Source organism: Streptomyces sp. col6 (assembly GCF_008042035.1).
Classification (GTDB): domain Bacteria; phylum Actinomycetota; class Actinomycetes; order Streptomycetales; family Streptomycetaceae; genus Streptomyces.
In genome coordinates, this window is record NZ_RDBL01000021.1 from 123,642 (window position 1) to 142,213 (window position 18,572).

Consider the following 18,572-nt stretch of genomic DNA (forward strand, 5'->3'; position numbering starts at 1 on the left):
GTGAGGCGTGGCTGAGGGCCCCCGGGACGAGGCACGTCCCGGGGGCCCTCAGCAGGTGGGGCAGGTCAGGACAGCTTGAACGCCGTGACCTGGTGGATGCCGTTGTCGGTCAGGAAGTAGCCGCCGCCGGACAGGCCGGCGGTGCGGTCCATCCCGGTGTCGTCGCTGTTGAGCGACAGCACCTCGTCGACCCCGTCGCCGTCGAGGTCACCCGCGAAGTAGTTGCGTGCGCCATTGGTGGCAGGAATGGTCCCGACGGACGGAGCCCAGGTGTCCTCGGACTCCATGATGCTCGGGTCCCAGAGGTACAGGCTCGCCTCGGAGCCGGCGACCAGCAGCGAACGTCCGCCGGGGCCGGTCAGGAAGCCGCCGCCGTAGGACTGCGGCGACACTCCCTGCTTCTTGAACGCGCCGTCCGCACCGAAGCGGCGGAAGGAGGCCGTGCCGCCCTCGTACAGCGCCCCGTCCTTGGCGAAGAAGCTGAAGTGCGTCCAGAGACCACCCGAGACCTTGCTGAACAGCACCTCGCCGGTGCGGCCGTCCCGGATCTCGAAGAGGATCTGCGTCCCGGTGCCCTGGTTGCCGGCGGTGTCGAAATCGTACGGTGCGTCGACCGTCCAGGCGTAGACCACCGCGTGGCCCTTCGCGTACGGGATCTCCTTGGAGGCGAAGACGCCCTCGTTGGTGACCGCAGTGCGCATCGGGGTGACCGCGTTGGCCGGCGGCTTCGGCGCCTCGGTCCAACGGGCCTTGCCGTTCGCGGCGTTCAGCGCGACCGCGCTCACCGTCGGCTGAGCCAGGCTCAGCGCGTTGACGCTGGAGTACGAGACGTACACCCGTCCGTCGTTGACCGACGGGTCGGAGAAGAGGACATCGCCCGCGGCCTCGGGGGCGCTGTACGTCCAGATGGCGTGGCCGTCGCCGTAGTAGGCGCGCAGGGCGTCCGTGGCGACGAGGATGTCCAGCTCGCCGTCGCCGTTCAGGTCGGCGAGCCTGGCCGAACGGACGTACTGGCCGCCGCCGTCGATCGTGGCGAGCGTCTTGCCGTTCTTGCCGTTGAGGACGACCGTCGCGGTGTCGGCCGCGACGACGATCTCGGGCTTGCCGTCACCGTTGACGTCACCGACCTGGATGTCGTGGACGCTGCCCGGGACGGTGGCCTGCCACAGCTTCTCGGGCTTTGCGCCGTTGACCATCGACGGTCCGGAGTAGGCCCAGACCCCGTTGGACGTACCGCCCATGATCAGGTCCTTCTTGCCGTCCTTGTTCAGGTCGGCGCTCTGGGCGTAGGCGATGTCGCCCTGGAGCGGGGTGACGTTCTCCGCCTTGCCGTTGCCCAGCTTGAAGGTACGGATGTTCTGGCTCTGGTCGATCACCCGGACGTGGGAGCCCGCGGCGTCGCTGTACAGGTCCTGGAACATCGGGGAGGCCGCGACGCCCTTGGACTGCCACGCGACCGTGCCGTTGCCGGAGAAGACGGTCAGCGACGCGTAGCGCAGGCTGCCCCGGTTCTCGGGGTCGTTCATCTTCCGGTCGTTCTGGGCGGAGGCGACCAGCTTGCCGTCGATCACCCCGAGGCCCCAGGTGCTGGGCCCGTCGTGACCGTTCTCGGCATCCCGCTTGGTCGTGTTCGACCAGAGGATCTTGTCCGCGTTGTCACCGTTGACAACGCGGATGGTGCTGGCGTTGATGATGAGGTTCTCGTCGAACGAGGACTCCGAGACCGCATATTCGTCGCCGGCCTTGGCGGCCTTGAGTTCACCGACCGCCAGCGCGGTGGGCACCACGTTGTCGCGGCCGCTGAGGGTGGCGCGGTGACCGGTCTTCAGGTCGTACGCGGCGACCTCGTAGTGCACCGCGTCGTTGACGTCCGCCTGCTCGACGGCCACGAGGCGCTTGCGGCCGGCGTCGAGGCGCAGGATGCGGCTGTACAGCACGCTGTCGGTGCGCCAGGTGACCGAGCCGTCGGAGGTGTCGATCACGGCGGTGTGACCGCGCCCGTCGACGCCCTGGGCCTTGGCGAGGTTCCAGGAGACGGCGACCTTGCCCTTGCCGAGGTCCTGGATGTCGCCCCAGTTGGTGTACCGGGCTTCCTTGGTGTCGAACGTCCAGGTGTTGGCCGGGGTCAGCTTCCCGTCCGTGCCCGTCGAGAAGCGGATGCCGGTCAGGGTGGCGGTCGCGGCCGCCGGGACCTTGGCGTCGCCGCTCATCCGGGGCGCGTCGGCGATGAGCAGGGTGCCGTCGACGATCTTGACCATGGAGGCGTAGTTGTACAGCTTCGACCAGACCGTGGCGCCGGTCCTGCCGTCGAGGACGGTCACGAAGGTGCCGGTGCTCAGGTCGGAGCCCGGAGACGTGAACGGCCGCGGGTACGGGGTGCTGCCGACCCGCGCCGAGAACACGAGGTCCGGGACGCCGTCGCCGGTCAGGTCACCGGCGGAGTAGCCGGAGTCCGAGTTCGGCGAGAACGGCGAGACCGCGTTGTAGCCCATGAGGATCTGGGGCGGGTACGGCTCGACGCGCCAGACCTGGAGCGGCTTGACCTGCCAGTCCGTGTAGAACGAGCTGCTGGTGCGGGCCCAGGCCTCGCTGCCGTCGGCAGCGTGGAGCTGGACGCTGCCCATGGCGTTGACGCTGAAGTAGTCGCCCTTCTTGCCGACCGGCACCGTGGCACCCAGGCCGCGCACGCCTTCCAGCGTGGACTTCGCGGTCATGGTGACCGGCGTCTTCGGGTCGACGGCGGTGGCCGCGGCGTCCGCCTTCGCGGCGGGAGCGGCCGCGTCGTCCTTCTGCGTGCCGGTGGTGTCCTCGGCCTTGACGTACGGGTCAAGGGTGACGTTGGCGGCCAGCTTCTTCGCTTCGGCGCTGGTGAGCTTCATCGGCGCACCGCTGCCGCTGTCGGCGGCGAGGGCCTGCGGGGTGGCGGTCAGGCAGAGGCCCGCCGCGACGAGGCCGGCGGCGAGCTGGAGCGCTCGCCGGGAGTGCTGGGCTCTCATTACTTTGCTCCCTGCGTGAAGCTGACGGCGGTGCCGTCGGCGATCACGGACTGGTTGAAGGAGTACTGGAGGGCGTCGGTGCCGGACTGGTCGGCGATGCCGACGGTGGCGCCGGCGCCCTGGTCGGCGACGGACTGGTATTGGAGGGTCACGGCGCCGGTGGCCTCGTCGAAGACGGCCTCGAAGGTGGCCCGGCCCGAAGTGCCGTTGGCGTAGGCGGCGTTGTTCCACACGATGGCGAACTTGCGGCTGCCCTTGGTGCCGGTGGTGGCGGTCTGCACAGAGGACTTCTTGTCGAGCGTCAGGTCGTCCCACAGCGGAGCGACGATGCCCTTCACACTGTTCACGCCGGCCGTCGGTATGGCGGTGTTGTTGTAGTCACCGACACGCGTGGACAGGAAGTTGATCAGACCGTCGGTGGTGACCGAGGCGGTGGAGTACGAGACGCCGTAGTGCTTCACCGAGAAGGGAAGCGAGACCGTGGCCGAGTCCTCGTCACCGGTCAGGGCGACCTTCTTCGAGCCCGCGATCCAGGAGTAGTCGGCCGGGACGCAGACGTTGCCGGAGTTGTCGGCCCGGTTCGGGACCTGCACGTTCTTCGTCAGGTCGGCGGCGCCGACGGCGGCGGCACCGGTGTAGACGCCGTTGCAAAGGACCGGCGCGGCGGGCTTCACGGCGAGGCCGTAGGAGCCCTCGGCGACCTTCTTGAAGGTGTACTTGCCCTTGGCGTCGGTGGTGGCGGCGGGCAGCGGGGTGCCGTTCAGCTCGACCGTGGCGCCGGCCAGCGGCTTGCCGGTGACGTCGCGGACGGTGCCGGTGACCTGGTGCGAGGACACCGCGGTCAGTGCGATGTCCTGGGTGAACGTCTGGCTCTCGGCCAGGACGACGTCGGTGGCCGAGCCGCTCGCGTAGCCGTAGCCGCTGAACGCGAAGGTGTACGTGCCGGCGGCCAGCGGCAGACGGTAGGTGCCGTCCGGGCCGGTGGTGACTGAACGGACCGCACCGGCCGCGTCGGTGGACTTCACGGTGATGTTCGGGAGCGCCTTGCCGGTGGCCTTGTCGGTGGCCTTGCCGCTGACGACGGCCGCGGTGTGCGGGGCGGCGTTGACGGACGCGAGGATGTCGAGCTTGCCCTCACCCCACACGTTGTTCATGCCGGCGGTGCCGCCGCAGTGGGTGTCGTCGACGTCCCGGGCGCCCTCGTTGAGGAGCTTGCGGGTCTCGTCGATGTTGCCGATCAGCGAGGGGGCCGCCGACCACAGCAGCGCGACCGCACCGGCGACGTGCGGGGTCGCCATCGACGTACCGTTGATGGTGTTGTACGAGTTGCCCGGCCAGGTGGACGGAATCTGGACGCCCGGGGCCGCGATATTCGGCTTGGCGCCGCTGTCGATCGGCGAGGGGCCGAAGCCCGAGAAGTTCGCGATCTTGCCGGTCGAGTCGTAGGCACCGACGCCGTAGGACTCCACCTGCGAGCCCGGCGGGTGTGTCGTGGAGCAGGTCACGCCGTCACCGTCGTTGCCGGCGGCGAACGCCTCGAAGATGCCGGCGGAGTTCCAGGCGTTCAGGATGTCCGTGTAGAAGGTGCCGTCGTCACCGCCCCAGGAGTTGTTCACGATGTTCGGCGCCAGGTCCGGACGCGGGTTCTGACCGTTGTGGTCGGTCGGCGCGAGAATCCACTGGCCGGCGGCCAGCAGCTGGTCGTCGTAGCAGAGGTCGGTCGTGCAGCCCTTGGCGGCGATCCACTTGGCGTTCGGTGCGACGCCGAGGCCGTTCTTGGCGACCATGGTGCCCATCGTGTGGGTGCCGTGGCCGTTGTTGTCGCACGGCGCGGTCGTCGGGCACTGCCCGCTCGCGTCGTAGAAGTTGTAGTCGTGCGAGAAGGTGCCGTCGCCGTTGTTGCCGCGGTAGTTCGCGACGAGGTCGGGGTGGTCGTACTGCACGCCCGAGTCGACGTTGGCGATGACGATGCCCTCACCGCGGTCCTGGTACTCGTCCCAGACCTGGTCGGCCTTGATGTCGCCGACGCCCCACGCCGGGGCGTCGGTGCCGTCGGCCGACGAGTCGGTGTGCAGCGCGGCGGCGCGCGACGCGGTGACTTTCTGGTCGGAGGTCTCGACGTCGTCCAGCTTGAACGAGCGCTGCTTGACGACCGACGCCACGTCCGAGCGCTTCGCCAGCTCGGCGACGAGGTCCTGGTCGCCGGTGACCTCGACCGTGTTGGCGATCCAGTAGTCCCGGTGGCCGACCTTCCTCTTGTCGAGGAAGGCGTTGAGCGACTTCTGGCTGGACTCGGCGTGCGAACGGAGCTCGCTGTACGCGGCCTTGGCCTTCTTCGCGTGCGTCTTCTGCTTCTTCGCGCCGGACAGGTCGGCCTGGTCCTTCAGAACCACGAAGAAGGTGGTGTCCCCGCCGTCGCGCACCGCGTCCGCGAGTGCGGAGTCGATCTTCGCCGAGACGGTGGCAGCGGGGGGAGGGGAGTCTGCTGCCAGGGCCGGCAGCGGGGTGGTGAGCAGGGCGGCCGCGGCGAGCGAGGCCACCGTCCATACGGCGGATCTGCGCCTGGACGGTTCGAGCTGGGGCATCGGGCACTCCTCCGAGTGACAGCACATACGAGGTGCGCGAACCGTAGGAGTGGGCCGTTACTCGGCCATTACACGCGTGGTCAGCGGCAACATGCGGTCCCCGATGAGCTTGACGCCATGGTAGGCGGCCGGGGCACTGGGGAGAGGGTGCGGCGGACCGGACGTCCGGCAAGGAGACTTCGCCGGTCTCGCCGCGTCGTCCGGTGACCCGGATCGGGAGTAGCCCGTTCGGGTGTATATCCGGGGATAGCCAATCCGGCATCCGAACGGTGACGAATGCCAGGTGTGAGCGGCTGTCAGGAGGAGGCACCGCGCACAAGGAGGCTCCCCGGCGGCTGCGGGGAGCCTCCGCTCGCGCTCAGCGGAAAAGGATGCGGTCACCGGGGTCGAGTTCGGCCGGCTTGAAGAAGACCGCCGGTGCGCCGTTCCAGGTGATGTGTCCCGCGATCACCGAGGAGCCAAGGGTTCCGGGCGATGGGCTTGGGGTGACCAGCCGGCTGTGTCCGGATCGGGGGGCTCCATGGCCCTGTCCTACCCAGGGCCATGTCCTCCAGCCTGGAGGTCACCTTGATCGTGGGGATCGTGATGCTCAGCGGCCGGGAGGCGGACAGGACCGTGGTGCCCTGCTCACCTCCCGGCGAGCCGGACGCCTTCCCGTCGGGGACGGCTGTGGGTCCTGCGGCCCGACACGCGCCGGCGGCGTCCTCCGCTGCGGGAGGGGCGGGCTGCCGGCGGTCGATTCCCAGAACATCACGTTCTGTCGAGGGCCGCGTGTACGCACTTTCCGTCCGGGAGTGGTTCGGTGAAGATTCTGGCTCCCAGGTCATCGGCGATGTGCAGGCCCATGCCTCCGGTGCCGTCGGTGAGATCCGGGGCGCGTGGAGCGGGTGCTCTGCACGAGGTATCGGTCACCGCGATGTCCAGACTGTGCGTGGTGGTGGTCAGAGTGAGCGTGCGCGGTCCGGGGGTGTACCGGACCGCGTTGGTGACCAGTTCGGACACGATCAGCAGGACATCGTCAAAGCGGTCGGGGTCCAGTGAGGGGCATGTCCTGTGCAGGTACGTGGAGGCTGCCCGGCGGGCCCGGGACGGGGCCTCCGGTCCGGCCGTGAGGGGGATGCACTGGGAGCCGGGCCGGTCCGGAGCGGCACTGCGGCGTGTGACTGTTGTGGTCATGGCTGTGTCCCGAAGCGAGTTCAATGAACAGGGTTCGCCCGCGGCGCGTCCGAGCCGGCGCTCGGGGCGGGTCGGTCCGGCCGGAAGAGCTGGGCTCCCAGGCCGTGAGCGGCCTTACACAAGGGATTCGTTGGCGCAGCCGGGATTGTTTGGGGTGAAATCAAAGAAGAGTGACGCGCGCGAGGGGCCGTTCACTCGAAGGGCACACTGCAGAGCTGCGGCAGCGAAGTCGCCTCCCGGGTCAGGCGGAGAGGGCGACCGCGCCGAGGGGCTCGGTAGTGGGCTGCTGGGAGCCTCCGCTGGGTTCCACGGACAAGGCCACAGCCGTTGCATCGTCGACCGGCCCGTCGAGCAGGGTCAGGCCGGTCGCGGGGCTGTGCCCCAGCAGCCCGGCCGGCACGGGTGTGCCGTCCTCGATGAACCAGGCCTCGTAGGTCTTGTCCGCCGCGAGCGGCGGTAGGCCGGAAACGGCGAGCGTGGCCGCGTTCTCGCTGCGGGAGAACGCGACGGTGGCCGTGCCGCCGTCGCGCATCTTCTGATGTCCGAGTTCGACGTCGGGCGCCGTGAGCACGCGCGCGACATCGTCCTGCTGCTCGTGCACCTGTTCCGCCGTGGTTCTGGCGTCCTGGGCCTCCTCGTACTGCCACGTGGCGATGCCGAGGCAGGCGAGCACGGCCGCCACACACGCCGCCAGCACGACGCGGGGCGGCTGCCGCGAAGGGGCGTAGGCCCGGCTGCCCGTCGTCGACGTGACCGGTACGGGCTGCGCGGCGACGGACGGTCGCGGCGGCGGGGCCGCCTCCCGGACCTTGGCGGGCGCTTCCTGCGGCGTGAGGGACACCTTGCGGAAGACCTCCTCACGCAAGCCGGGCGGGGGAGTCATCGCCGTGGTCTGCCCCAGCAGCGCAGCAGTGGCCTGGAGCTCGGCGACCTCCGCGCGACAGGACGGGCAGCCCTTCAGATGCCGCTCGAAGGCCAGGCGCTCGTCCTCGGGCAGGGCGTGCAGGGCGTAGGCTCCGCTTGCCTCGTGTGGGTCCATGACACGTTCACGTCCTTCCGCCGAGGCAGGCGCGCAGCCGGAGCAGCCCGTCCCGCAGGCGGGTTTTGACCGTGCCCAGAGGTACGGACAGCGAGTGCGCCACTTCCTTGTACGTGAGTCCTCCGTAGTAGGCGAGGGCGACCGTCTCGCGCTGGAGGTCCGTGAGCCGGTGTATGCACTGGCGCACCCGATGCCAGTCCTGGTGGGTCTCCACCTGCTCGGCCACCGGGTCGAACGGCGTTCTGCATTCCAGGAGCGCCGCCCTGCGTTCGCGGTCCGCTTCGGCCTGCGAAGACCGCACGCGGTCCACCGCGCGGTGGTGTGCGAGCGTCATGATCCAGGTCATCGCGCTGCCGCGGTCCGGCCTGAAGTTCCCGGACGTGCGCCACACCTCCAGCAGCACGTCCTGGACGACCTCCTCCGACTGTGCCGGGTTTCTCAGGATCCGGTGGACCAGGCCCAGCACCGGTCCGGCGGTGCGGTCGTACACGCCGGTGAAAGCCTCGCGGTCCCCCGCAGCAGTTCGGAGCAGCAGCTGGTCCAGATCGGCATCGTCCGTTCGCTGCCGGGCATTCCCTTCGTCGTCGGCGGCTTGCACCTGGATTCCTCGCTGACCTGTCGACACCGGGTACGGGGACCGTTCCTGGGTGATACAAGCACCCTGAGGCGCCGACGGCGATTCACGTGTATCAAAGCGGTGAATGTGCATGATGCTGCGCCGGGTACGTGGGGTCGAGCGGATCCGGGCCGTACAGGTCCTGGACCCAGTTGTCCTGGTACACGGTGTCGAGATAGCGCTCGCCGAGGTCGGGGGCGATGGCCACCGACGTGAGGCTCTGCCTCTCGTGGCGTGCCAGCCAGCCGACCGCGCCGCTCACCACCGTTCCGGTGGAGCCGCCGAAGAGGAACCCGCTCCTGGCCAGGCGACGGCAGGCGCGGATCGTGTCCGCTTCCTCGACCCGCACCACCTCGTCCACGTACGAGTCGTCCAGGAGCGGCGGGCGCATGCTCATGCCCAGCCCGGGGATCATCCGCCGGCCGGGCGTTCCTCCGAACGCCATCGAGCCGACGGTGTCCACGGCTACGATCCGTACTGGGCGATGCCAGGTACGGAAGTACCGTGCGCAGCCCATCAGCGTTCCGGTGGTCCCCGCCCCCACGAACAGCACGTCCAGCCGGGGGAATGAACGGGCGATTTCCGGAGCCGTAGTCCGGTAGTGCGCCTTCCAGTTGGCCGGGTTGGAGTACTGGCTCAGCCATACGTACCGGTCGTCGGAGGCGCACAAGCGCCGGACATGGTCCAGCCGGGCGCCGAGGAAGCCGCCGTTGGCCTCCTGGCCGGCCATCAGATGAACCTCGGCGCCGAGGGCCTCCATCATCAGCCGGGTGGCCAGGTTGCACCGTGAGTCCGTCACGCAGACGAACCGGTAGCCCTTGCTTGCCGCGATCATGCTCAGCGCGACGCCGAGGTTTCCGGAGGAGGACTCGATGAGCACGGAATCGGCCGTCAGGGAGCCGTCACGCTCGGCCGAGGCCACCATCGCGGCGGCGGCCTTGAGCTTGATCGAGCCGGCGAAGTTGAAACCCTCGCATTTGAGGAGCAGTGGCTGTCCGAAGGTCCGCTCGATGTCCACGTAGAGCTCTTCTTCGTCGAAGGCTTGAGGAACAGTGATGACCGACACGGTGTACTCCTCTGGCGAAAGCTTCCTGCGTGCTGTGGCGTGGCGTGGCGCGGCGGGGCAGGGTGGGTCAGGTCCGTTCATCCGTAGCGGCTCCGTTCGTGGAAGAAGCCGTCGACGGTCCGTAGCTCTCCGGCGCGCGCGACCCATTCGTAGACGAAGCCGCCCACCGCGAGATCGAGCACCCCGAGACCGAACGGCGAAAAGATGGCCGGCCGGTTCCGCGGCACGGTCACCCGCCCGGCCGTCACGTCGTCCAGCGTGCCGTGCACGAAGTCCCGGCTGCCGGTGAGCTGCTCGGTCAGATGGGGGGAGGTGCCCGCCCTGAGGCAGTGCTCGACGTCGTCCACGATGTTGGTGGAGGCGAGCAGGATTTGGGGGGCGAGATCGCGCAGCGACACGTGCAGCACTACGGGGCTGTGGTCGAACCACGCCGGATCCGCGACATGGGGTTCGCCGGCGACGGTCGCGAAGACCACGAGATCACTGGTCCGGATGAGCTCCTCCGGCGAACGGTGCACGGTAATGGGCGCCGCGCCGCCGGACTGCTCCACGTACAGCCGGAAACCCGCCGCGCTCGGCGCCGAGACGTCGTACAGCCCGATGGCGTCGAACGACCATCCCGTGCCTTCGAGGAACGTGTGAATGTACCGGGCGATCAGGCCCGTCCCGAAGAACCCGACCCGCGTGGGCCGTGGCCGGTCCCGGCTGAGACCGCGGGCCGCCGAGACCGCCGACGCAGCCGTTCTGGTGGCACTGATGATCGAACTCTCCAGACAGGCGAACGGGTATCCCGTGCGCGGGTCGTTGAGGATCAGCACGGCCGAGGCGCGGGGGATCCCGGACCTCACGTTCGCGGGGAAGCTGGAGATCCACTTCAGGCCGTCCACCGGCGTCTCGCCGCCCAGGGAGGCGGGCAGCGCGATCATCCGGGAGGCCGTCCGGTCCGGGAAGCGGAGGAACGACGAGGGCGGGTTCACCGTCCGGCCGTCGGCGTGCAGCCGGTATGCGGCCTCGACCACCTCCACGATCTCCTTCTCACGTCCGTCGAGAGCGTCCCTGACCTGGCCGCCGGGGATCACCGCGAACGAGGGCACGGTGGCGTCCTCCGTGGTGGGTACGGAAGTGCTGCGGTACACGTTCATTGGTGGTTACACCTCGATCGTCGGTGAGCAGGTGTCCGGCCCGTTCGGTGCGGCCATGGCGACGACGACGTCGCGCGGCCCCTCGTAGGCCTCCCTGCTGTGTGCGGTGCGGATGTTGTCGATGACGAGCAGGTCACCGGCCCGCCACGGCAGGCTCACGGTGCGCTGCGCATACGCCGAGTTGATGGTGCGGACGACGTCCTCACCGATCGCCTCGCCGTCGCCGTAGCGCGTGTTGAACGGGAGGCCCCCGGACCCGTACTCGTCGACGAGGTACTCGCGCACCTCCGGAGCGAGCGTCCACTCGTTCAGGAAGGCGATCTGGTTGAACCAGCACCGCTGTCCGTCGGCGGGGTGGCGCACCACGACGCTACGCCGCTGCTCGGTGCGCAGTCCTCCATCGGGCTGCCAGGCGTACGCGATGGCGTGGGCGTCGCAGTAGCTTTCCACTTCGTCGCGGTCGTCGGTACCGAACGCCTCGGCCACCGTCGCTCCGATTTCTCCGTTGTAGCTGCGTGTCAGGAGCCAGCCTGTCCGTTCGAACCGGTCGGTGAGCGCGTGGGGCAGAGTGCGGAGCACGTCCGCCGAGTCGGCGAGTCCGATGGTCCCGCCCGTGGTGGGCTCCGAGAGGCAGGCGAAGAGCAGCACCTGGGGGAACCCGAGCGCGTAGCTCAGCTCGTGGTGCATGCACATGGGCTGGTTGGGTGGCCAGGCGGAGGACGAGTGGACACCGGGGGAGTGACGCTGTCGCGGGGCGAAGGCCTCCCTCTCGACGACCGGTTCGACGCCCAGTTGCCCGAGGACGGCGGCGACGTCGCCGGGGGTGCGCAGGTCCAGGCCGCGAACCAGGACAGCACCGTGTGTCATGAGCGCTGTGTGCAGTTCGCCCCGGGCTTCTGCCGCCCAGCGGGCGGGATCGTCGACCTCGGGAGCCTGCAACGTTGCGGGCATGCCCAGCCTCTGTTCCGGAGCAAGTGGTGAGGTGGTCCTGTCTATGTGAGTCATCGTCAGCTCCTTGGTGTGGTGATGGGTTCACGTGTGGAGCGTTCGTCGAGGAGTGCGGCCAGGTCGGTGAGGACGGGGTGACGAACGAGGTCCTTCAGCGAGACCTCCCGGTCCAGGGAGACCGCCACCCTGACCGCCGAGAGCGAGGTGCCTCCGCGGTCGAAGAAGTTGTCCCGCCGGCCCACACCCCCCACGGGGATGCCGAGCACCTCCGCCCAGAGCCTGGCCACACGCAGCTCGCTGGACGTCCGGGGGAGATCGTCCCGACCGCCTTCCGGAGTCGTGGCGTGCGCCGGCTCGTCCGCCGACGCCGCAAGTTTGCTGCGGTCGGTCTTTCCGTTGGCGGTCAGCGGCAGAGTCTCCAGCCGGTGGAGAGCCGACGGAAGCATGTACGCGGGCAGGGTGGCGGCGAGCCGGTCCCTCAGAGCAGCGGGGTGTGGCGAGCGTGCACCGCTGTAAAAGGCGGTGAGCTGTCGTTCCCGGCCGGCCCCTTCGGTGACCACCACGGCCGCGTCGCGCACGCCGCCTTCCCGAAGCAGAGCGTTCTCGATCTCACCGATCTCGACCCGGAACCCGCGGATCTTGACCTGTGAATCCCTGCGGCCGAGGAACTCCAGCTGCCCGTCGGGAAGCCAGCGGCCGTAGTCCCCTCCGAGATGGAGCCGCTCGCCCGGATGGAACGGATCGGACAGGAAGGCCGCTCGTGTCCGGTCCGGGTCGTTGATGTATCCCCGGCCGACACAGACTCCGGCGAAGGCGATAGCCCCCGGGGCGCCCAGCGGCACCGGGCAGAGGTGCTCGTCGAGGAGATAGACGCGTACGTTGCCGACCGGGCGGCCGATCGGCACGCTGTCCGTCTCCGGCACCCGGTCCAGGACCGCGTGGTTGGTGTCGTCGGAGGTCTCGGTGAGCCCGTAGGCGTTGACCAGCGCGATCCCGGGGAAGGCGCTGAACCAGCGCTGGACGAGCCCCTTCTTGAGGGCTTCGCCCGTGACCGACACACAGCGCAGGTGGTCGAGCGCGCGAGGGTGCCGTTCCAGGAAGGTCAGGACAGCGTCCAGGTAGGACGGAACCACCTGCAGAACTCCCGCCCGGCCCTTGTCCAGCGCGTCGACGAACCGCGGTATGTCCAGGACCGCTTCCTGGCCCACCAGCAGCGTGCAGCCACCGGTCAGCAGGGCCGCCAGAAGCTGCCACACAGAGATGTCGAAGCACTGGGGGGCGGTCTGGGCGACCACATCGCCTTCCCCGATGCCCAGGTCCTCGATCTTTGCGAACAGGTGGTTGAGCATCCCGGCGTGCTCCACCATCGCGCCCTTGGGCTCGCCGGTGGAGCCGGAGGTGAAGATGACGTACGCCAGATCGTCGGGGCCGACCCGCACACGGGGGTCGGACTCCTCATGGCTCTCTTCGCTGAGCGTGCCGATGAAGGACGTCCGTACCCCTCGCAGCGTGTCCACGGCACGGTCGAGGGTGGTGGTGCTGCCGGGTTCGGTGAGGACCAGGCCGCAGTCGGCACGCGTGAGCATCGCGGCGATGCGGGCGGCGGGGAAACTCGGCTCGATGGGCAGATATACGCCGCCGGCCTTCAGGACGGCGAGGACCGCGACCAGCCAGTCGGAGTTCCGTTCGGTCACCACAGCGACGACCTGCTGCCGGCCGAGCCCCGAGTCCAGCAGAGCGTGTGCCAGCCGGTTGGCGCTGCGGTCCAGCTCCCCGTAGGTCCACCGCCTGGTGCCGTGAATGGCCGCGACCGTGTCCGGGTGGGTGTGCGCCCGCTCGGCGAAGAGTTCGTGGAAGCGCAGGTCGGGGAGTGGGCGGACAGGTCCGGCGAGTCCGTCGATCTGGTGGCGGAGTTCCCCGGGCGACAGCAGGCTCTGCCGTCCGTGTGGTGCGTCGGGATCGGACGCGATCAGCCTGAGCGCGGTGAGGTGATAGTCGACGATTCTGCGGGCGCAGGCCTCGTCGAAGAGCTCTGTCGCGTACCGCAGCCGGAGCACGCCTCCGGTCTCGCGGCGGATGATCTCCAGCTGCAGGGCGGCGTCCCGTACCGGCTCGCCGCCGCCGGCCGGATCGAAGGCCACCGCGCTGTCGGGGGCGGGCGGACCCGGCTCGGAGCGGACGGCGTCGGCCGGGACGTTCCTGTGGGCCGGCAGCTCGGACTGCGTACGGTCGGCATGGCGAACCAGCGACCGCCACGAGGTGCAGCCGGTGTTCAGCCGACACGGGAGGGGGCCGTCGGCCGCGGCTGCCAGATGGCCGGTGGTGACAGTGGTTTCCCCGGTCAACGAGGCCAGCACCTTGGCGTGAGCGGCCAGAACCGGAGCGGTCGGGCTGACTCCCATGGACTTGGTCAGCCTGTCCAGCGCGGTGACGAGCGCTCCCGGCAGTGCTGCCTCGACCACCGAGGTCCCGGGCACCGGGTTGCGCGTCCAGGGTGTCGGTGAGGTGGTGCGTCCGGCGGCGAGCACATCCCGCCGGTGGGCCGAACCGGTGTGCGTTGCCGTGTTCATCGGGTCGCCTCCTCGCCCCGGGCCGTGTCCCGGGCGATCTGGTGAGCCGGGTTCCCGCCCCAGAGGGCGTTCGCCGGCACTGTTTCCCCCTTCATGAGGAAGGAGTCGGGCGCCAGTGCCGCTCCGTCGCCGAGCGTGACGCCGTAGTGGACGAAGGCTCCGACACCGAGCGTGCAGTCGGCACCGATGGTGGAGCGGTCGGACTTGAAGGCGCCGTCCTCCTGCGAGTGGCACTGCACGACACTGCCGGTATTGAGAGTGCAGCCGTCGCCGATGGTGACCATCGTGCGTTCCGTGAGATAGCAGCCGTCGTCGAAGACCCGGCGCCCTATGCGCACACCGAGCGACCGCCAGATCAGCCCCTTGAAGGGAGTGCCGTCGAAGGCCTTGAGGAACAGTTCCGAGGGAACCTTCCAGAAACGCTCACGGCGCCAGAAATGGAGGTCGTAGATCGAGCAGAAGAGCGGGGCCGGCGGGTGGAAGAACGTGACCGCACGTTCCACGAAGACGAAATAGGCAGTACTGACGAGCAGGACCAGAACGTTGCCCAGCGCCACGGCAACGGCTCCGGCCGACGTGTAGAGTTCGGCGGCGGCCGAGACGGCCAGGGTGACCAGAAACGCGTATCCCCACCTGACCAGCAGATACAGGCCCATAGTGCGGGCATTGTGCCGGTTCTTGGCGGCCAGGCCTGCGCGGAGTTCGTCACCGGTCGGCTTGAGGCCGGCGCCGCTGTCCCGCTGGACCGACCGAGGTATCTCGAAACTGGGCGAGCCCAGCAGGCCGACGTCTTCCCGGATCCTTCCGTTCACCGGAACCATGACCTTGGTCGCCAGGAGACAGTTGTCGCCCGTCCGCCCCCGCGAGGGGTAGGCGATCCTGTTGCCCAGAAAGTTCCGGGCTCCGATCACGGTGCGGGAGACGCGGAAGGACGTACTGGAGTACTCCGCGTTGTTGACCGAGAGCCCGTCGGCGACCATCGTCCCGGTTCCCACCGCACTCAGGTACGGCGTCTCGTGCTTCACCTCGGTTCCGAAGTTCGATCCCGTCTGCTGAACCCGGGAAAGGTCGTATCCGAGGAGGCGCAGATAGGGGACCACAGCCGAACTGTCGCCGAACAGCCGCGTCAGGAAGGGCCGGTTCGTCAACAGCATGACGGCCCGGTGCACCCCGTAGTGGAAGCCGTACAGGGGATAGATCCTGCCCGGGACGAGCATGCCCGCGAGCAGCCGTGGAAGCGTGGCGAGCACGACAAGACCGAGCGGCAGGACCACGAACAGCAGCACGAAGGAAATGACCAGGGCATCCCGGTAGAACACCCATGTTGTAAGGACAGAAGGCCCCGGTTCCAGCACCGCGGACAGCTGCGGGGCCTCGGCGAGCAGCAGCCCGACGCCTCCTACGGCCAGCGGCAAGTAGACCAGCAACGCGATCAGCAACTGCGTCACGCCGTGGAGCGACCTGCGAAGAGGCCCGCAGGACGCGGCTTCCACGACCGGGTATTCGCCGTCGGCGCGGCGGGCAGGTGAGCCGTGCCAGTGCTCCTCTGCCGGGATTGCCTGCCCGCTGTGGAGAGCGGAAGCATGCGCCAGCCGGGCGCCGTCGCCGAGTGACGTCCCGATGTCCAGCACCGAGGCCTCGGCTACGAGCGCGTTCCTCCCGAGCGTCACGGTTCCTGTCTCGATGACGCCGCCGCGGGCGCGGTAGCCGGTGAAGTAGCAGTCCTTGCGAACAACCGAGAAGTCACCGAGGGACAGCAGGTCGGTACAGAGCGGCACGTGGCGCGAGAAGATCACGACACCCGCTCCGATCCGGGCGCCCAGTGCCCTGAGGTAGAGCGTGTAGAGCGGGGACCCGACGAAGAGGACCAGCGGGTTCGAGCGGACGAGCGTCCTCACGACCCAGAGCCGGAAGTACGCGGCACTCCAGATACGGATCCGCCGAGGCTTCCAGCGCCCTATGAGCACCCACTTGACCAGCACGGGTACGGCGCACAGCCCCACGAACGCGATGCCACCGAAGGCAACCGAGCGGAGATACACATCCAGAACGCCGGAACCGGCGGAGATCCACTCGTATCCCCGGACACCGGCGAACGCGACGCCGCACGAGTAGAGGAGAAAGGCGAGCAGCTGCATCGCGCCGCACACGACATACCCCGTGCGACCCGACGGAGCAGCCGTTGCCGCGCTGGACGTCGCGAGAACCGCGTGAGGAGGCTCGGGCGCCGAAGGAGCGGCGGCCTTCACCGCGAGGGCCAGATCCTGGACCGTGCTGTGCGCGTACACGTCCCGTATCGAGACCTGCGGCAGGTCGGAGCGCTTCCTGACCCGCGCGCAGAAATGGGCCATCACGAGGGAATCGGCACCCAGGTCCCGAAAGAAGTCGCTGTCGACCGCAACCTGGTCCCGACGCATGACATCAGCCAGAACCGCGGCGAGTGCCGCTTCCGTATCGGCAGCCGACCCCGGGGAGAAGCTGCCTTGCGCAGAGGCGCGGTCAGGTGGTGAGGACGCGACGTCTGCCTGCATTCCAGTCATGGGTGGCTCCCTCAAAGGGGTGTGCGCACGCCGAACTCCACTCTGCACGAGTCGCACGTGGACGCTCTCTACCCAGCGTTCGTCGCAGACAGCGTCAGAGTTTGCCCCACAGGGAAAGAAACTCCGGCACCATCATGCGGCTCTGCGAGAAGCCGCAGTGTGCAAGCTGGAGCCGGCCGCCGCCCCGTAAACGACACCGCAGGGCCGACGATCACCGATCGTCGGCCCTGCGGTGTGACCGGTTCGCTCAGCCGGTGTACGCCGGAGACACCGCCGCCGTGCTGATGCGTCGGGGCGTGCCCGTGCCGTCGGACGGGATCGTGTAGAGGTCGGCTCCGTAGTCGCCCGGCAGGGCGTAGGTCAGGGTGTGGTTGTCGTGCCAGACCGCCTGGTCGTCGACGCTGCGGGGTTCCGACAGGGCCGTTTCGTGGCCGGTGCGGAGGTCGAGGACGTACAGGTGCCACGGGGCGTCCGCCGGGAGGCCCTTGACGCGCTTCTTGTAGGCGACGCGCGTGCCGTCGGGGGAGAGGGACGGGCACTCGACGTTGGTGTGCACGGTGGTGACGGTGCGGGCCCGCAGGTCGCCGCGGACCAGATAGGTCGAGCCGCGCGTGGCCATCGTGGCGTAGAAGGTGCGGTCGTCCGAAGCAAACGTCACGCCCCAGAAGTTGACGTCGGCAGCGTGATAGGTCCGGCCGTCCTTGATCACGCGGTACGCCTCCAGCGACGGCGTCAGCCGCCCCGTGCGGGTGTCGACGACGGCCGCTCGCGTCGAGAAGTTCGTGCCCGCGTAGGAGTCGCCGCCGACGAAGGCCGTCCAGGCCGCGTACCGCCCGCTGGGTGAGACCCGGGCACGGGACGGGATCCCCGGCACGTCGTAGCGGGCGTGCTCACGCAGCCAGGCGTCGAGGATCACCGCCTGGTAGGTCTCCTGGACGGCGCCGTGCTTCGCCTGGAGGCATACGCCGGTGCCCGAAGCGGCGTGGAAGCGGAGGCACTTGACGTTCGACGCGACCCGCGGGCTCGACGGATCCGACGCGGGGACGGACGTCAGCTCGTCGCGGTGCGGCCCCCACGCCATGTTGCGGAACACCAGCCGCCGGGATGCGGTCAGGGAAACCGGCCCGGCGGTGATCCGGGGGCCACCCGGCCGGGCCTGGTTCCTGCGGTCCGCGCGCGCCGAGGCGTGCAGCACGGAGGCCACCGCGACGCCCGCGAGGACGACCAGGGCACAGACCAGGACCAGGATGCGGTTGCGCAGAGTCATACGAGGCCTTCTGAGGGGGTCGTGGGGCGGATCGTGCGGAGGCACAGCGCGAACACGGTGCACAGGGCGAGCAGGACGGCCGACACCGCGAGCGCCCTCCGGTCGCCCCACGCCGTCCAGGCCGCGCCGAAGCCGAGCGAGCACGCGAAACGGGCCAGCGCCTGGCCCGTCTGGACGAGCGCGAGCCCGGACGAACGCAGCTCGCGCGGCACGCTGTCCGAGGCGGCCGCCATCAGCACGCCGTCGGTCGCCGCGTAGAAACCGCCGTGCAGGAGCAGCACGGCACAGGCCGCCGCCGTGCCCTGCCAGGAGCTGAGCAGCAGGGCGTACGCGAAAAGCAGGGCGCCGTGTCCGCCGAGGAACACCCGCCACCGGCCGGCCCGGTCCGCGAGCCGGCCGAGCGGGACGGCGAGGAGCAGGAAAGCGGCTGCGGTGCCGAGGGGCAGCAGCGCGAACCAGCGGTCCGGCACCCCGAGGCGCCGCTGGAGGAGCAGGAACACGAAGGAGTCACTGACCGTGGCGAGCCCGAGCAGCAGCGCGCAGACCGTGATGCGCCGCAGCTCCGGACGGTGGAGGAGAGCCAGGGCAGCGCGCAGGGTGGGGCGCGGTGCCCTGGCTCTCCTCCAC

At 69.3% G+C, this 18,572-nt stretch carries 12 protein-coding genes; all 12 read right to left on the minus strand.

Features of this window, described 5'->3' with window-relative positions; all coding sequences use genetic code 11:
* Positions 1-65: 65 nt before the first annotated feature.
* Positions 66-2,996, minus strand: coding sequence for an FG-GAP repeat domain-containing protein (locus EAO73_RS26290; protein ID WP_147974057.1), 2,931 nt, complete (start codon positions 2,994-2,996; stop codon positions 66-68).
* Positions 2,996-5,581 (minus strand): S8 family serine peptidase, encoded by a 2,586-nt coding sequence (locus tag EAO73_RS26295; protein ID WP_191134229.1) that lies wholly within the window; start codon positions 5,579-5,581, stop codon positions 2,996-2,998. The genes EAO73_RS26290 and EAO73_RS26295 overlap by 1 nt, the downstream gene beginning before the upstream one ends.
* A gap of 750 nt (positions 5,582-6,331) precedes the next feature.
* On the minus strand, positions 6,332-6,757 hold the full coding sequence (locus EAO73_RS26310) for an ATP-binding protein (protein WP_147974060.1): 426 nt from the start codon (positions 6,755-6,757) through the stop codon (positions 6,332-6,334).
* 241 nt (positions 6,758-6,998) lie between these two features.
* Positions 6,999-7,796 carry an anti-sigma factor domain-containing protein gene (locus EAO73_RS26315; protein ID WP_147974061.1) on the minus strand — a complete coding sequence of 266 codons (798 nt, stop codon included), beginning with the start codon at positions 7,794-7,796 and terminating at the stop codon, positions 6,999-7,001.
* Between the two features lie 7 nt (positions 7,797-7,803).
* Entirely contained in the window at positions 7,804-8,394 is a 591-nt protein-coding gene (gene sigK, locus EAO73_RS26320) for an ECF RNA polymerase sigma factor SigK (protein ID WP_147974062.1), read from the minus strand.
* Between the two features lie 91 nt (positions 8,395-8,485).
* On the minus strand, positions 8,486-9,478 hold the full coding sequence (gene sbnA / locus EAO73_RS26325; protein WP_147974063.1) for a 2,3-diaminopropionate biosynthesis protein SbnA: 993 nt from the start codon (positions 9,476-9,478) through the stop codon (positions 8,486-8,488).
* A gap of 77 nt (positions 9,479-9,555) precedes the next feature.
* Positions 9,556-10,620 (minus strand): 2,3-diaminopropionate biosynthesis protein SbnB, encoded by a 1,065-nt coding sequence (sbnB, locus tag EAO73_RS26330; RefSeq protein ID WP_147974064.1) that lies wholly within the window; start codon positions 10,618-10,620, stop codon positions 9,556-9,558.
* Between the two features lie 6 nt (positions 10,621-10,626).
* On the minus strand, positions 10,627-11,625 hold the full coding sequence (locus tag EAO73_RS26335; RefSeq protein ID WP_224756460.1) for a TauD/TfdA family dioxygenase: 999 nt from the start codon (positions 11,623-11,625) through the stop codon (positions 10,627-10,629).
* A gap of 2 nt (positions 11,626-11,627) precedes the next feature.
* Positions 11,628-14,138: a non-ribosomal peptide synthetase gene (locus EAO73_RS26340; protein WP_147974065.1), complete on the minus strand. Its 2,511-nt coding sequence runs from the start codon at positions 14,136-14,138 to the stop codon at positions 11,628-11,630.
* Positions 14,135-16,555 (minus strand): Pls/PosA family non-ribosomal peptide synthetase, encoded by a 2,421-nt coding sequence (locus EAO73_RS26345; protein WP_412075291.1) that lies wholly within the window; start codon positions 16,553-16,555, stop codon positions 14,135-14,137. The genes EAO73_RS26340 and EAO73_RS26345 overlap by 4 nt, the downstream gene beginning before the upstream one ends.
* 370 nt (positions 16,556-16,925) lie before the next feature.
* Positions 16,926-17,945 (minus strand): TolB family protein, encoded by a 1,020-nt coding sequence (locus EAO73_RS26350; protein ID WP_147974067.1) that lies wholly within the window; start codon positions 17,943-17,945, stop codon positions 16,926-16,928.
* On the minus strand, positions 17,942-18,572 hold a 631-nt coding region (locus EAO73_RS26355; RefSeq protein ID WP_147974068.1), incomplete at its 5' end, for an MFS transporter. The genes EAO73_RS26355 and EAO73_RS26350, both read right to left, overlap by 4 nt.

What these genes read in the sequence shown, in the direction of transcription:
- EAO73_RS26350 (WP_147974067.1), bottom strand. Translation starts at nt 17,945, where the DNA reads ATGACTCTGCGCAACCGCATCCTGGTCCTGGTCTGTGCCCTGGTCGTC.
- EAO73_RS26335 (WP_224756460.1), bottom strand. Translation starts at nt 11,625, where the DNA reads ATGACTCACATAGACAGGACCACCTCACCACTTGCTCCGGAACAGAGG.
- EAO73_RS26340 (WP_147974065.1), bottom strand. Translation starts at nt 14,138, where the DNA reads ATGAACACGGCAACGCACACCGGTTCGGCCCACCGGCGGGATGTGCTC.
- EAO73_RS26345 (WP_412075291.1), bottom strand. Translation starts at nt 16,555, where the DNA reads ATGCGTCGGGACCAGGTTGCGGTCGACAGCGACTTCTTTCGGGACCTG.
- sbnB (WP_147974064.1), bottom strand. Translation starts at nt 10,620, where the DNA reads ATGAACGTGTACCGCAGCACTTCCGTACCCACCACGGAGGACGCCACC.
- EAO73_RS26290 (WP_147974057.1), bottom strand. Translation starts at nt 2,996, where the DNA reads ATGAGAGCCCAGCACTCCCGGCGAGCGCTCCAGCTCGCCGCCGGCCTC.
- EAO73_RS26310 (WP_147974060.1), bottom strand. Translation starts at nt 6,757, where the DNA reads ATGACCACAACAGTCACACGCCGCAGTGCCGCTCCGGACCGGCCCGGC.
- EAO73_RS26295 (WP_191134229.1), bottom strand. Translation starts at nt 5,581, where the DNA reads ATGCCCCAGCTCGAACCGTCCAGGCGCAGATCCGCCGTATGGACGGTG.
- EAO73_RS26315 (WP_147974061.1), bottom strand. Translation starts at nt 7,796, where the DNA reads ATGGACCCACACGAGGCAAGCGGAGCCTACGCCCTGCACGCCCTGCCC.